Below are 13,189 nucleotides of genomic sequence, written 5' to 3'. Positions count from 1 at the left end.
TGGAGAGAGGCTCACAGCCAGTCGGCTGTGAGCCTCTCTCTCGTTGCGGGCGGTGTGTTCGGCCCGGCACCGTCGGTCAGGAGAAGTACGTCGGCTCTCGCTGTACGTACCCTGCCTCGAGGGCGGCGGCCTCGTCGTCGGAGAGCACCACGTCGAGCGCCGCCACGGCGTCGGCCAGGTGGTGTTCCTTCGTCGCACCGACGATCGGTGCCGCGACGACCGGGTTCCGCAGGACCCAGGCGAGCGCGATCTGCGCCATCGAGACACCACGCGCCTGGGCGATCCGCTCCACCGCGTCGACGACCGACCGGTCCTCCGGGAGCCACAGCGGGCGTCCCTTCGGGTCGGTGTCCGGGTTCGCGCTTCCACGCGTCGTGCTCTTCCGACCCCACGGACGTGCGGTGACACCAGCGGCGAGCGGACTCCACGGGATGCTCGAGACCCCTTCGTCGGCGAGGAGCGGGAACATCTCCCGCTCCTCCTCGCGCATGATGAGCGAGTACTGGTCCTGCATCGACACGAACGGGGTCCACCCGTTCGCTCGGGCGGCCGCCTGCATCTTGGCGAACTGCCACGCCCACATGCTCGACGCACCGATGTAGCGCACCTTGCCCGCCTTGACGACGTCGTGGAGCGCCTCCATCGTCTCCTCGATCGGCGTGTTCGGGTCGAAGCGGTGCACCTGGTACAGGTCGACGTAGTCGGTGCCGAGCCGTGTCAGGGACGCGTCGATCTGCTCCATCACGGCACGGCGGGACGATCCCGACTCACCGGGTCCGTCGCCCATCCGGTTGAACAGCTTCGTCGCGAGCACGATCGATTCGCGGCGGGTGTACTTCCGGATCGCCTCGCCGACGATCCGCTCCGAGCTGCCGAGCCCGTACACGTTCGCGGTGTCCCAGAAGGTGATCCCGAGGTCGAGCGCCTGCCGGAACAGCGGCTCCGCTGCGTCGGCGTCCAGCGCCCAGCCGACCCCACGCGATCCGTCGCCGAAGCTCATGCACCCGAGGGCGATGCGGCTGATCGTCAGTCCGGAGTTGCCGAGGCGTGTGTACTCCATGTCGTTCTCCTTGGTGGTGGTGCGGAACCGCGTTCGTTCAGAACCCGCCGGCGTCGCGGACGGTGTAGTGCTCGTCGAGCGCGTTGATCTCGTCGGCGGTGAGCTCGATGTCGACCGCGGCGGCGGCGTCGTCGAGGTGGTGCGGCTTGGTGGCGCCGATGATCGGTGCGGTGACGACGGGGTTCTTCAGCACCCAGGCCATCGCGATCTGCGCCATCGGGACCCCGCGGTCCGATGCGATGCGCTGTACCGCGTCGATGACCGGCCGGTCCCGTTCGGTGTCGGCGAAGAAGGTGTTCCCGACGGGGTCGTCCGACGAGCGCTTCGTGCCTTCCCCGGCGGGGCGTGCGACCCGGCCCTTCGCGAGCGGGCTGTAGGGGATGCTCCCGACGCCCTGGTCGGCGAGCAGGCCGAACATCTCCCGCTCCTCCTCGCGGTAGAGCAGGGAGTACTGGTCCTGCATCGACACGAACCGCGTCCACCCGTGCAGGTCGGCTGCGTGCTGCATCTTCGCGAACTGCCACGCCCACATCGCGGATGCGCCGAGGTACCGGACCTTGCCGGCCTTGACGACGTCGTGCAGGGCTTCCATCGTCTCCTCGACGGGCGTCTCCGGGTCGAACCGGTGGATCTGGTAGAGGTCGACGTAGTCGGTCCCGAGGCGGGCGAGCGAGGCGTCGATCTGCTGCATGATCGCCTTGCGGGACAACCCTGCGACGTTCAGGCCGGGCGCGCTGCCGGGGGTGTCGGAGAAGTAGGCCTTGGTCGCCAGCACGATCTCGTCGCGCTTGGTGAAGCGGCGCAAGGCCTCGCCGACGATCCGCTCGGAGTCGCCGTACGAGTAGACGTTCGCGGTGTCCCAGAAGGTGATGCCGTGGTCGAGTGCCTGCCGGAAGTACGGCAACGCGTCGTCCTGGGGGAGCGACCACTGGAGGTGTCCGCTGGCGGGGTCGCCGAAGCTCATGCACCCGAGTGCGATGCGGCTGACGCGGAGGCCGGAGTTGCCGAGTCGTGCGTACTGCATGTGGTTCCTTTCGTCGTCGGGCGTCGCCCGATCGAGCCGGTGTGGGTCAGACCTGCGTGGAGGGGCGGAGGAGGATCTCGTTCAGCGCGAGGTGCCGGGGGCGGGACAGCGCGAACGCGATGACCTCGGCGACGTCCTCCGCGGTGACGGTCGCCTGGTCGTACATCTGGTTGACGGACGCGTTCGTCGCCTCGTGCGTGATGTGGGTCGGGAGCTCGGTCGCGACGACGCCCGGCTCGATCAGGGTGACCCGGACGGCGGGCAGGAGCTCCTGGCGCAGGGACTCGGACCACCCGTTCATGCCCCACTTGGTGGCGGCGTACACGCCGTTGCCTGCTCGGGCCGTGCGGCCGGCGACGGAGGAGATGTTGACGATGTCACCGCCGCCGCTGGTGATCTGGTCGAGGAAGACCTCGGTCGCGGTGATCGCTCCGAGCAGGTTGCTCTCGATCATGCGACGGTAGTCGTCCCGCTGGTCGGAGGAGAACGGGCCGAGGAGCATGATCCCGGCGTTGTTCACCAGCACCGACGCACCACCCAGTTCGTCCTGCACGCGGGCTGCGGCAGCGACGAGGCTGTCGCGGTCCGTCACGTCGGCGACGATCGCGATCGCGCCCTCGCCCAGTTCGGACGCGAGGGCGTCGATCCGGTCCTGACGACGAGCAAGGAGCGCGACCTCGTAGCCGTCGGCGTGCAGCGCTCGGGCGGTCGCTTCGCCGATGCCGGAGGAAGCGCCGGTGATGACGGCGACGCGGTTGGCGGATTCCGACATGGGGTGCCTTTCGGGTCAGTCCTGGTCGCCGGAGCGAGGAAGCGCGGACGTGGCGGCGGGGGAACTCGCCGCGAGACTGCCGAGGATCGACAGGCGCTCCTCGGTGGGGGAGCCGACGGCGGCCGTGCACGCGTACATGCTCCAGCCGGGGCTGTCGGGCAGGTCGAAGGCCTCGTAGGCGAACTCGAGGTCGCCGACCTCCGGGTGGTGGATGCGCTTCGTCCCGGTTCGGTGGTACCGGACGTCGTGCGTCGCCCACCGGATGCGGAAGTCGTCGGATCGGGTGACGAGCTCACCGATGAGGCCGGTGAGCTCCTTGTCGTGCGGACTCCGACCGGCATCGGAACGCAGCGTCGCCACGATGCTGCTGGCGCCCGCTTCCCAGTCGGGGTAGAAGGCGCGGGCCGCGGGATCGAAGAACGTGAAGCGTGCGTTGTTGCCACGGCCGGACGGGCTGTCGAAGAGCGGGGCGAACAGGGCTCGCGCCAGCGGGTTGGTGGCGATGATGTCCATCTGCCGGTTCCGCACCCAGGTCGGCGTCCCGGTGACGGTGTCGAGGAAGCGTTGCAGGCTCGGACGCACCGTGTTGCTGTCGGTTGCGCGCGTTCGGCGCCGGATCGGTGCGGGGGCAGCTCCCCGGGCGAGGTCGAGCAGGTGTTCCGTCTCGGCTTCGTCGAGCTGGAGCGCGCGGGCGAGTGCGTCCAGTACCTCCGCGGAGACCCCGGCGAGGTGGCCGCGCTCCATCTTCGCGAAGTAGTCGACGCTCATCCCGGCGAGCATCGCGACCTCGTCACGACGCAGCCCCGGAACGCGGCGACGACCACCTCCGATGATCCCCGCCTGCTCCGGGGTGATCCGGGCGCGGCGGGTCCGGAGGAACTCGCTGACCTCTGCCTGGTTGTCCATGCCAGCCACGGTACGACCGGGCCGGACAGCGGAGGAGTGACTGCTGGTACACGGATAACCCGTCACTCCCACGCGCAGGCGAAGCGGCGTGTGATGGGTGCATGCAGACAGTGACCCTCAACAACGGCATCGAGATGCCGATCCTCGGCTTCGGCGTGTACCAGGTCGACAACGACGCGACCGAGGCGGCCGTCAGCGCTGCCCTGGACGCCGGCTACCGTCTCCTCGACACCGCAGCGGCGTACGGCAACGAAGAGGCCGTCGGCGCCGCGATCGCGAAGAGCGGCATCCCGCGGGACGAGCTCTTCGTCACCACGAAGCTCTGGATCCAGGACGCTCCCGCCGAGGAGAACACGGCGCGTGCCCTCGACGACTCGCTCCGGAAGCTCGGCCTCGACCACGTCGACCTGTACCTGATCCACCAGCCGTTCGGCGACTACTACGGGCAGTGGCGCGCGATGGAGCAGGCGAACAAGGCCGGCAAGGCCCGTGCGATCGGCGTCTCGAACTTCGCCCCCGACCAGCTGCTCGACCTCATCATCAACAACGAGGTCGTCCCCGCGGTGAACCAGATCGAGACGCACCCGTTCAAGCAGAACACCGACTACCAGGAGCTCATGCGCGGCGAGGGCGTGCAGATCGAGTCGTGGGGCCCCTTCGCCGAGGGCAAGAACGGCCTCTTCACGAACGAGGTCCTCGAGGGCATCGGCAAGGACCACGGCAAGTCCGTCGCGCAGGTCGTCCTCCGCTGGCTCACACAGCGCGGGGTCGTCGCGATCCCGAAGTCCGTCAACCCGGACCGCATGGCCCAGAACATCGACGTGTTCGACTTCGAACTCACCGAGGCGCAGATGGCCCAGATCGCGGCGCTGCACACCGGCGAGTCGCAGTTCTTCGACCACCAAGACCCGGAGATGGTGCGCTGGCTCAGCGCCCGTCGCCTGGGCTGAACCCCCTGACGGACTGGCGCGCCCCGCTCAGCGGCGACGCGAAGCGTTGCGCGGGGCGCGCCGACCGAGCCTGCGAGGGAGGACGGGGCCAGCCCGCACCGCGCCTCCCGTCCGGACACCGGAAGGACCACTGCCGTGACCCGTCCCGTCTTCACGCGTCGCGCACTGATCCGCGGCGCCGGCGCTGCGGCCGTGGCCGTCGCAGCAGCAGCGAGCCTCGCCGCCTGCAGTCCCGACCCCGCCCCGTCGACCACTCCGAGGAGCTCCGTGCCACCGACCGACCGCGACCGCCGCATCCTGCTGGCGTACTTCTCGCGCGCCGGCGAGAACTACTGGAACGGTGGTCGACGCACCCTCGACACCGGGAACACCGAGGTCCTGGCCGACCTGATCCGCGACCGCATCGACTGCGACGTGTTCCGCATCGAGGCGGCCGAACCGTACTCGGACCGCTACGACGACACCGTGCGTCGGAACGTCGAGGAGCAGAACAGCGACGCCCGCCCGCGGATCGCCGGTGACCTGCCGGACCTCGCCGAGTACGACACGGTCCTGCTCGGCAGCCCGATCTGGAACGTGCAGCCGCCGATGATCATGGCGACGTTCGCCGAGGCGGTCGACCTGTCCGACAAGTCGCTCCGTCCGTTCGTCTCCTACGCGGTGAGTGGACTCGGGAACACCGATTCCTTCTACCGTGACCTCCGCACGGGCGCCCGTGTCGGCGACGGCCTGGCTGTCCGCGGCGAAGACGTCCGCGACGGCGGCACCGGGTCCGACGTCGACCGGTGGCTCAGTGCCGCCGGCCTCTCCTGAAAGGCACCACCATGACCGACCAGCACCTCACCGTCCTCGTCGTCGGCGCGACCGGCAGCGTCGGCCGTCACGTCGTCGCGACCGCCGTGGCCGCAGGACACCGGACCCGCGCGCTCGCCCGGACCTCGTACAAGGCCCAGGGACTCGCCCGCGGCGCCGAGGTCGTCATCGGCGACCTGACCGACCCGGCCAGCCTGCAGGACGCCGTCGGGGACATCGACGCCGTCGTCTTCACGCACGGCGACAACGGGAACGCCGAAGCGGTCAACTACGGGGCCGTCAAGAACGTCCTCGACGCCCTGCTGGGCCGTCGTGTGCGGATCGCACTGATGACCACGATCGGCGTCACGGCGCTCCGGGACAGCTCCGAGTGGAAGCGCCGCGGCGAACGGCTCGTGCGCGCCAGCGGGAACGAGTACACGATCGTCCGTCCGGGGTGGTTCGACCACAACGACGACGATCAACTCCGCATCGCCCCGCGTCAGGGCGACACGCACCAGACCGGCACCCCGGCCGACGGTGTCATCGCCCGGCGGCAGATCGCTCGGGTCCTCGTCGAGAGCCTCACCACTCCGGACGCCGAGCACCGGACGTTCGAACTCGTGGCCGATCGAGGGCCGGAACAGCAGGACCTCGGCCCCGTGTTCGCCGCGCTGCCGGCGGACGACCGCGACTCGGTCGACGGTGCCGGTGACGCGGTCAACCTGCCGCTCGACCAGGAGCCGCAGCGCGTCGTCGACGACCTCGACCGCGTTCGTCAGCGCGGCACCCGTCGACCCGACCGCCCCTGACCCCGCACCGACGACAGCAACCAGGAGGAGCACCGTGCACATCGAACCCGAGGTCCCGACCAGCAAGAACCCGCCTGAGCGCTTCGCCGGCGACGTGTGGCTTGACCCGATCGCCACCCCGCACGAGGACGGGCAGCACATGACGGTCGCCATGGTCCGTTTCGCCCCGGGGGGCCGGACCGCGTGGCACTCGCACGAGAAGGGTCAGTACCTGCGGGTGACGCAGGGGATCGGCCGGTTCGGTACCCGCACCGGCGGGATCGTCGAGGTCCACCCGGGCCAGACCCTGTACACGCCGCCCGGCGAGGAGCACTGGCACGCAGCGGCACCCGGTGTCTTCATGGAGCACATCGCCATGGTGGAGCGCGGCGACGACCCGGCGACGAGCACCACCTGGCTCGAACACATCACGGACGACGAGTACGAGGGGCGCATGCTCTAGGATTAGCACGAGCCAATCCTCTTTCGACAGCAGGGAACCATGCGCAACGACGCCGAAGCCACCCAACCCGGCCGCCTCCTCGCCCCCGGCCAGCGCTGCCGGATCCGGATCTGGAACCGGGCCGACCGCAGTGTGACCACCGTGCACGAGTCCGCCGAGCGCCTGTACGAGGCGCCGAACTGGACCGCCGACGGCCGGCTCGTCCTGAACGCCGACGGGGTGCTGTGGACGATGCCGGCCGACGGCTCCACCGACCCGACCGCGGTGGGCATCCCCGGCGTCCCGCCGCTCAACAACGACCACATGCTCGATCCCGACGGTGTCACCGTGCACGTCAGCGCGAACGACTTCCACATCTGGAGCGCACCGCTCACCGGCGGCGCAGCGACCCGGGTCACCGCGGACGACGGCGGGCTGCACTTCCTGCACGGCGTCAGTCCCGACGGTTCCGAACTCGCGTACGTCCACCTCGATCCGTCCGGTGACGCCGTCTGGTCGTCGGGGACGATCCGGGTGATGGCCGCCGACGGCAGCGCCGACCGGGCGGTGACGACCGAGCCCGCTGCCGCGGACGGCCCGGAGTGGACGCCGGACGGCAAGTGGATCCTGTTCAACACGGAAGCCTTCGGCCACGCGCAGATCGCTCGGGTCCGGCCGGACGGCTCCGGCATCGAGCAGCTCACCGTCGACGAGCACGTCAACTGGTTCCCGCACCCGGCGCCGACCGACGACGCCGCCGTCTACCTGTCCTTCCCACCCGGCACCGAGGGACACCCGGCGGACAAGCGGGTCCGGCTGCGCCTCGTCACCGGTGCCGGACCCGTCAGCACCTGGGTCCCCGAGGTCTGGCAGGCAGCCGAGACCGTCGTCGAGCTCGACGGCGGACAGGGCACCCTCAACGTCAACGGGTGGGCTCCCGACGGGTCCGCCTTCGCCTTCGTCGACTACCCCATCGGAGATGCCGCGTGATCGTCCACACCGTCTGCTTCACGCTCGTCCACGAGCCCGAATCCGCCGGCGAGGTCGCGTTCCTCGCCGCGGCGCGAGCCACCCTGCCGGCGATCCCCGGCGTGCGCGACTTCACGGTGTCGCGGCAGGTGTCGGAGCAGAGCGACTTCCGCTTCCAGTTCTCGATGGCGTTCGCCGACCAGGACGCCTACGCGGCGTACGACGCCCACCCGGCGCACCAGGGGTTCGTCGCCACCCGCTGGGCGGACGAGGTCGCGTCGTTCCAGGAGTTCGACTTCGTCCCGCTCCCGGCGTGACCACATGACGGGAGGCGCGGTGCCAGCTGGCACCGCGCCTCCCGTCCGTCACTCGGTGACGGCCACCGCTACTGGTTGCTGAAGGCGGCGTCGAACGCGGCCTCCGGCTGCGGCCAGAGCAGCGACCGGATGTGCCCGACCGCTTCGGCGGCGCCGTGCAGGCGGTCCATGCCGGCGTCCTCCCACTCGATCGAGATCGGCCCGGTGTACCCGATGTGCCGCAGGGCGCGGAAGGCGTCCTCCCACGGGACGTCGCCGTGTCCGGTCGAGACGAAGTCCCAGCCGCGGCGTGGGTCGCCCCAGGGCAGGTGCGACCCGAGGATGCCCTGGCGGCCGGACGCCGGACGGATCCGGGTGTCCTTGCAGTCGACGTGGTGGATGCGGTCCGCGAAGTCGGTGATGAACCCGACGGTGTCGATGCCCTGCCACGCCATGTGCGACGGGTCCCAGTTGAAGCCGAACGCGTCGCGGTGGTCGATGGCCTCGAGGGCGCGGACGCTCGTCCAGTGGTCGTAGGCGATCTCGGACGGGTGGACCTCGTGGGCGAACCGGACGCCCTCGCCGTCGAAGACGTCGAGGATCGGGTTCCACCGGTCTGCGAAGTCCTGGTAGCCGGCGTCGATGACGTCCTGGCCGACCGGCGGGAACATCGCGACGTACTGCCAGATGCTCGACCCGGTGAACCCGACGACGGTGTCCACGCCCATCTTCCGGGCGACCCGGGCCGCGCGCTGCATGTCGGCGGCCGCGCGCTGCCGGACGCCCTCGCCGTCGCCGTCGCCCCAGATCGCCGGGCGGACGATGGCCTGGTGGCGGAAGTCGATCGGGTCGTCGCACACGGCCTGCCCGGCGAGGTGGTTCGAGATCGCCCAGACGCCCAAGCCGTGCCGGTCGAGGACCTCCAGGCGCGAGCGCAGGTAGGCGTCGTCCTCGTCGGCGCGCGCGAGGTCGAGGTGGTCACCCGAGGCGGCGATCTCGAGGCCGTCGTACCCCCACTCGGCGGCGAGGCGTGCGACCTCCTCGAAGGGCAGGTCGGCCCACTGTCCGGTGAACAGGGTGACCGGGTTGGTCGTGGTCGTCATCGTGTCTCCGTTCCGGTGCTGATGCCGGTCCACCGGCCGGTCGTGGCGCTGCGCAGCACGGCGTCGACGACCTCGAGCGAGCGGACGCCGTCCTCGACCGTCGGCAGTCCCTCGGGGGTCTCGCCGCGGACGGCCGCGTAGGTGTCGGCGCAGAACGCGGCGAACGCGTCCGTCCACCCCTGCGGGTGCCCGGCCGGTGTCCGGTTGAGGCGTGCCTGGTCGGCGGAGACGGACCCCTCGGCACGGTGCACGGTCGTGGAGCCGTCCTCGCCGCCGAACCACACCGACTCGGGCCGCTCCTGGTCGAACACCCCGGAGCCGGTCGTGCCGTCGACCTCGATCCACAGGCGGTTCTTCCGGCCGGCGGCGACCTGCGACACCACGGCGTTGGCGAGCGAGCCGTCGGCGCCGGCGAAGCTGACGACGGCGGTGTCCTCGGTGCGGACGGGGACGGTGGCCGCGGCGGTGCCGTCCGGTCCGCCGAACGACGCGCCGGCCGTGGACGGGTCCGGACGTTCGGCGTAGGCGATCGAGGTGCGGGCCGTGAGCTCCGCGAACCGGGTCCCGGTGACGAACTCGGCCAGGTCCGTCCAGTGCGTTCCGATGTCCGCGAACGCCCGCGAAGCGCCGCCCCGGGCCGGGTCGACCCGCCAGGTCGACGCCGTGGGTGCGACCATCCAGTCCTGCAGGTACGACCCGTGCACGGTGAGCACGCGGCCGAGCGTCCCGGCGGCGATCCGGGCGCGGAGCTCGCGGACCATCGGGTGGTAGCGGTACACGTACGGGACCGTGCTCACGGTGCCGGCGACGCGGACGGCATCGGCGAGTCGACGCGCCTCGGGCAGGGTGGTCGCGACGGGCTTCTCGACGACCGTGTGCAGCCCGGCAGCGGTCAGCGTGACGGCGTAGTCGACGTGGGTGTCGTTCGGCGTGCACACGTGCACGACGTCGGGGCCGTCGGCGACCAGGTCGTCGAGCGACGCGTACCCGGTCGGCACGCCCCACTGCTCGGCGACCGCCCGCGACCGCGCTGCCGACGACCCGAGCAGGCCGACGACGACCGCTCCGGCGTCCCGAGCAGCCCGGACGTGTGCGGCCGCGATCATGCCCGATCCGATCACCGCGACGCGCAGTGCCGTCACCGGCGCCCCTCGAGGAACGCCCGGATCCCGGCGACGACGAGTTCGTGGTCCTCCATCGAGGACAGGCCGGAGGCGGTCGCGGCCGCGACGACCCCGACGCCGCGGACCCGGATCGGGAACGAGCCACCGGTCACGGCGTAGTCCGAGCCGAGCCAGCCGATCGCGGCGGGGTCGACCCCGGCAGCGGACAGTCGGGCGTCGACCAGCGCGCTCGAGGCCTCCATCCGGAGCACCACGGCGGCCTTCCGGTCGATCCAGACGTCCTGGTCGGGGGTGATCCCGGGCAGTGCCGCGCGGAAGAGTCGGAGTCCCGGGCGCCGGATGTCGATGCCGACGCCGTGTCCGGCGTCGGCGGCGATCCCGCGGAGGACCAGGCCGAGCTCCCAGGCGTCGTCGTGGGTGAACGTGTCGAGCACGAGCTCGCGCTCCTGCTGTTCGAGGGTGGTGATGAGGTCGGACATCGTCGTCTCCTGCTCAGCCCGCGGCGATCTGCGCGCGGGCGGTGTCGATGGTCTCGAGGATCGAGATCGTCTCGTCGAGGGCGTGCAGCGGGGACTCCGTACGACCCTCGCCGACGAAGCGTGCCAGCGCGGTGGCCTCCCACGCCAGGGCGGCGAAGCCCCGGAGCGGTGTCGGGTCCTCCCAGTGCTGCACGGGCGAGCCGTGTGCGGCGGCCGAGATGGTCAAGGTCGTGGGGTTGTAGAAGGGTCCGGCGAAGTCGATGGTGCCGGCGGTTCCGGCGATCGACGCGGTCGTGGGCGTCCGGGCGGCGATGGTCGTGTGGAGCAGCGCCTGCGCCTGGTCCGCGTACTCCAGCACGAGGGAGCCGGAGGCGTCGACGCCGGACTCGGTCATCGCCCCGCGCGCCGTGACCCGCGTCGGAGCGCCGAGCACCGTGGACGCGAACTGCACCGCGTAGATGCCGAGGTCGAGCAGGGCGCCGCCGCCGAGCTCGGGACGGAACAGCCGGTGGTCCGGGCCGAAGGGGATCGCCTGGCCGTGGTCGGCGAGGACGCTGCGGACCTCGCCCAGGGCACCGTCGGCGAGCAGGGTGCGGAGGACGGACGCCTGGGGGAGGTACCGGCTCCACATCCCCTCCATCGCGAGGACCCCGGCGGCGCGGGCGGCGTCGGCGACCTGGCGAGCCTCGGCGGCCGTGACGGTGAACGGCTTCTCGACGAGGACGTGCTTGCCGGCGGCGATCGCTGCGAGCGCCGTCGAGGCGTGGTCGCTCTGCGGCGTCGCGATGTACACGACGTCGACGTCGGGGCGTGCGAGCAGCTCGTCGACGCTGCCGAGGGCGGTCTCGATCCCGTGCTCGGTGGCGAACGCGGTCGCGCGGTCGAGCGAGCGCGAGGCCACCGCGACCAGGCGCTGCGCGGTGTGGGACCGGATCGCGGTGGCGAACTCGCCCGCGATCCACCCGGGGCCGACGATGCCCCATCGCAGGACGGGCTCGCCCGAGCCGGTGGTGAAGAGGTCGGGTTCTGGCAGGACCGTGGGGATCATCGTGCTCCAGTGCTCGCGTTGCCGTGGATCTCCGACGAGTGGTGGCAATCTCGTTTGGCACGAGATAACATCGCCGTCGTCGTCAGGTTAGCACGAGCCAAACCCGATCACCGATGATCGGGTTCCGACCGGACGACGTGGACACGACCCAAGGAGGAGTCGCATGTCGACACGGCTGCCGTCCCACCCGTTCACCACCGCCACCCCGACCCAGAACGTCAGCGCCTGGTACCTGACCGCGCTCGGACTCGCCCAGTTCGGCATCTACGTGGCGATCCTGTCGCCGGTCTTCGTGAGCATGCAGCTCAAGGCGCAGGCGCTCGACCCCGCCGATCCGGCGTCCGTCATCGGCGTCGCGCTCCCGCTCGGCTCCCTCGGCGCGATCATCGGCAACCCGCTGTTCGGCGCGCTCAGCGACCGGACGCGCACGCGCTGGGGTCGCCGCCGGCCGTGGCTGCTCGCGGGCATCCTGGTGCTGCTCGGCGGCCTCACGATGGTCGCGTTCTCCCCGAACGTCGGCGCGCTGACCGTCGCGTGGCTCATCTGTCAGCTCGGGTCGAACGCCGCGTTCTCGGCGATGATGGCGAGCTGGGCGGACAACGTCCCCGAGCTGCAGCGCGGCCGTGCCGCGAGCGTCATCGGCTTCGCCCAGAACGTCGCGATCCTGGCGGGCACGTACGCGGCGGTGCTGCTCGTGCAGAACCTGCCGCTGCTGTTCATCCTGCCCGGTGTCCTCGGGGTGCTCTGCGTCGTCGTGTACGTCTTCGTCACGCCTGACCGCCTCCCAGAGACCCGTCCGAAGCCGTTCTCGTGGCTGACCATCCTGCGGACGTTCTGGACGAATCCGATCAAGCACCCCGACTACGGCATGGCCTGGTGGTCCCGCTTCCTCATCACGCTCGCGACGTTCCTGTTCACGACGTTCCGCCTGTTCTACATGGAGGACCACATCGGACTCACCACGGCGCGGGCGACGTCGGCTATCGCACTCGGCGTGCTGCTCTACACGATCGCGCTGCTCGTGGGGACGGTGTTCTCCGGCTGGGCGTCGGACCGGCTGCGGCGCCGGAAGGTGTTCGTCGCGGGCTCCACGGTGCTGTTCGGGGTCGGCCTCGTCGTCCTCGTCTTCGCGAACGACATCGCGCACTTCTACGCCGCCGAGGTCGTCATGGGCTTCGCCTACGGCATCTACGTCGCCGTCGACAGCGCGCTGGTCGTCGACGTCCTGCCCGAACCGGACAAGCCCGGCAAGGACCTCGGTGTGATGAACATCGCGAACTCGCTCCCGCAGTCGATCGCACCCGGCCTCGGGGCACTGCTCCTCGGGGTCGGCGCCGGCGACAACTACGAGGTGCTGCTGTGGGTCGCCGGGATCGTCGCGCTCGTCGGCGCGGCCGTGGTCCTGCCCATCCGCAGCGTGCGCTGAGTCCAGC

General features: G+C 70.8%; 15 protein-coding genes. 7 read left to right on the top strand and 8 right to left on the bottom strand.

All coding sequences use genetic code 11. The annotated features are described in order from the left end of the window. Positions 1-76 precede the first annotated feature (76 nt). From BM028_RS00360 to BM028_RS00345, 4 genes are read right to left on the bottom strand one after another with little or no spacing between them, the layout of a single operon-like run. Positions 77-1,060 (bottom strand): aldo/keto reductase, encoded by a 984-nt coding sequence (locus BM028_RS00360; protein WP_092383918.1) that lies wholly within the window; start codon positions 1,058-1,060, stop codon positions 77-79. A gap of 37 nt (positions 1,061-1,097) precedes the next feature. Beyond that, positions 1,098-2,084, bottom strand: coding sequence for an aldo/keto reductase (locus BM028_RS00355; protein ID WP_092383916.1), 987 nt, complete (start codon positions 2,082-2,084; stop codon positions 1,098-1,100). A gap of 46 nt (positions 2,085-2,130) precedes the next feature. Then, on the bottom strand, positions 2,131-2,856 hold the full coding sequence (locus BM028_RS00350) for an SDR family oxidoreductase (protein ID WP_092383914.1): 726 nt from the start codon (positions 2,854-2,856) through the stop codon (positions 2,131-2,133). Between the two features lie 15 nt (positions 2,857-2,871). Further along, positions 2,872-3,762, bottom strand: coding sequence for a helix-turn-helix transcriptional regulator (locus BM028_RS00345; protein ID WP_092383912.1), 891 nt, complete (start codon positions 3,760-3,762; stop codon positions 2,872-2,874). A 101-nt stretch (positions 3,763-3,863) separates the two neighbouring features. On the opposite strand from BM028_RS00345, the gene BM028_RS00340 reads away from it, so the two are divergent. The 6 genes from BM028_RS00340 (at position 3,864) to BM028_RS00315 (ending at position 8,023) form a co-directional block, all read left to right on the top strand. Next, positions 3,864-4,712 carry an aldo/keto reductase gene (locus BM028_RS00340; RefSeq protein WP_092383910.1) on the top strand — a complete coding sequence of 283 codons (849 nt, stop codon included), beginning with the start codon at positions 3,864-3,866 and terminating at the stop codon, positions 4,710-4,712. Positions 4,713-4,847: 135 nt separating this feature from the next. Continuing rightward, the gene (locus BM028_RS00335) at positions 4,848-5,525 is read left to right on the top strand and encodes a flavodoxin (protein WP_092383908.1); all 678 of its coding nucleotides are present in this window, start codon (positions 4,848-4,850) and stop codon (positions 5,523-5,525) included. A gap of 11 nt (positions 5,526-5,536) precedes the next feature. Continuing rightward, positions 5,537-6,316 carry an SDR family oxidoreductase gene (locus BM028_RS00330; protein ID WP_092383906.1) on the top strand — a complete coding sequence of 260 codons (780 nt, stop codon included), beginning with the start codon at positions 5,537-5,539 and terminating at the stop codon, positions 6,314-6,316. Between the two features lie 34 nt (positions 6,317-6,350). Next, on the top strand, positions 6,351-6,758 hold the full coding sequence (locus tag BM028_RS00325) for a (R)-mandelonitrile lyase (RefSeq protein WP_092383904.1): 408 nt from the start codon (positions 6,351-6,353) through the stop codon (positions 6,756-6,758). A gap of 39 nt (positions 6,759-6,797) precedes the next feature. Further along, positions 6,798-7,727 (top strand): TolB family protein, encoded by a 930-nt coding sequence (locus BM028_RS00320; protein WP_092383902.1) that lies wholly within the window; start codon positions 6,798-6,800, stop codon positions 7,725-7,727. Continuing rightward, positions 7,724-8,023, top strand: a complete 300-nt coding sequence (locus BM028_RS00315) for a Dabb family protein (RefSeq protein WP_092383900.1) — start codon at positions 7,724-7,726, stop codon at positions 8,021-8,023. Before BM028_RS00320 ends, BM028_RS00315 begins: the two co-directional genes overlap by 4 nt. Before the next feature lie 68 nt (positions 8,024-8,091). Here BM028_RS00315 and BM028_RS00310 read toward each other — a convergent pair whose 3' ends face one another. The 4 genes from BM028_RS00310 to BM028_RS00295 are packed head-to-tail and all read right to left on the bottom strand — an operon-like array spanning position 8,092 to position 11,756. Then, positions 8,092-9,105, bottom strand: a complete 1,014-nt coding sequence (locus BM028_RS00310) for a sugar phosphate isomerase/epimerase family protein (RefSeq protein ID WP_092383898.1) — start codon at positions 9,103-9,105, stop codon at positions 8,092-8,094. Continuing rightward, positions 9,102-10,247 carry a Gfo/Idh/MocA family protein gene (locus tag BM028_RS00305; protein ID WP_254789340.1) on the bottom strand — a complete coding sequence of 382 codons (1,146 nt, stop codon included), beginning with the start codon at positions 10,245-10,247 and terminating at the stop codon, positions 9,102-9,104. Before BM028_RS00305 ends, BM028_RS00310 begins: the two co-directional genes overlap by 4 nt. After that, positions 10,244-10,708 (bottom strand): heme-degrading domain-containing protein, encoded by a 465-nt coding sequence (locus BM028_RS00300; protein WP_092383896.1) that lies wholly within the window; start codon positions 10,706-10,708, stop codon positions 10,244-10,246. Before BM028_RS00300 ends, BM028_RS00305 begins: the two co-directional genes overlap by 4 nt. Before the next feature lie 13 nt (positions 10,709-10,721). Further along, entirely contained in the window at positions 10,722-11,756 is a 1,035-nt protein-coding gene (locus BM028_RS00295; RefSeq protein ID WP_092383894.1) for a Gfo/Idh/MocA family protein, read from the bottom strand. A gap of 163 nt (positions 11,757-11,919) precedes the next feature. On the opposite strand from BM028_RS00295, the gene BM028_RS00290 reads away from it, so the two are divergent. Then, complete coding sequence (locus tag BM028_RS00290) at positions 11,920-13,182, top strand: MFS transporter (protein ID WP_092383892.1); 1,263 nt, start codon at positions 11,920-11,922, stop codon at positions 13,180-13,182. Positions 13,183-13,189: the final 7 nt, after the last annotated feature.

This window comes from Curtobacterium sp. YR515, assembly GCF_900113095.1.
Lineage (GTDB): Bacteria > Actinomycetota > Actinomycetes > Actinomycetales > Microbacteriaceae > Curtobacterium.
Note: the sequence above shows the minus strand (reverse complement) of the source record. Positions and strands in the feature narration are given on the sequence as shown.

Bases quoted from the DNA above. Each gene is read 5' to 3' on its own strand.
- BM028_RS00360 (WP_092383918.1), bottom strand. From the start codon at position 1,060: ATGGAGTACACACGCCTCGGCAACTCCGGACTGACGATCAGCCGCATC.
- BM028_RS00355 (WP_092383916.1), bottom strand. From the start codon at position 2,084: ATGCAGTACGCACGACTCGGCAACTCCGGCCTCCGCGTCAGCCGCATC.
- BM028_RS00350 (WP_092383914.1), bottom strand. From the start codon at position 2,856: ATGTCGGAATCCGCCAACCGCGTCGCCGTCATCACCGGCGCTTCCTCC.
- BM028_RS00345 (WP_092383912.1), bottom strand. From the start codon at position 3,762: ATGGACAACCAGGCAGAGGTCAGCGAGTTCCTCCGGACCCGCCGCGCC.
- BM028_RS00340 (WP_092383910.1), top strand. From the start codon at position 3,864: ATGCAGACAGTGACCCTCAACAACGGCATCGAGATGCCGATCCTCGGC.
- BM028_RS00330 (WP_092383906.1), top strand. From the start codon at position 5,537: ATGACCGACCAGCACCTCACCGTCCTCGTCGTCGGCGCGACCGGCAGC.
- BM028_RS00320 (WP_092383902.1), top strand. From the start codon at position 6,798: ATGCGCAACGACGCCGAAGCCACCCAACCCGGCCGCCTCCTCGCCCCC.
- BM028_RS00310 (WP_092383898.1), bottom strand. From the start codon at position 9,105: ATGACGACCACGACCAACCCGGTCACCCTGTTCACCGGACAGTGGGCC.
- BM028_RS00300 (WP_092383896.1), bottom strand. From the start codon at position 10,708: ATGTCCGACCTCATCACCACCCTCGAACAGCAGGAGCGCGAGCTCGTG.
- BM028_RS00295 (WP_092383894.1), bottom strand. From the start codon at position 11,756: ATGATCCCCACGGTCCTGCCAGAACCCGACCTCTTCACCACCGGCTCG.
- BM028_RS00290 (WP_092383892.1), top strand. From the start codon at position 11,920: ATGTCGACACGGCTGCCGTCCCACCCGTTCACCACCGCCACCCCGACC.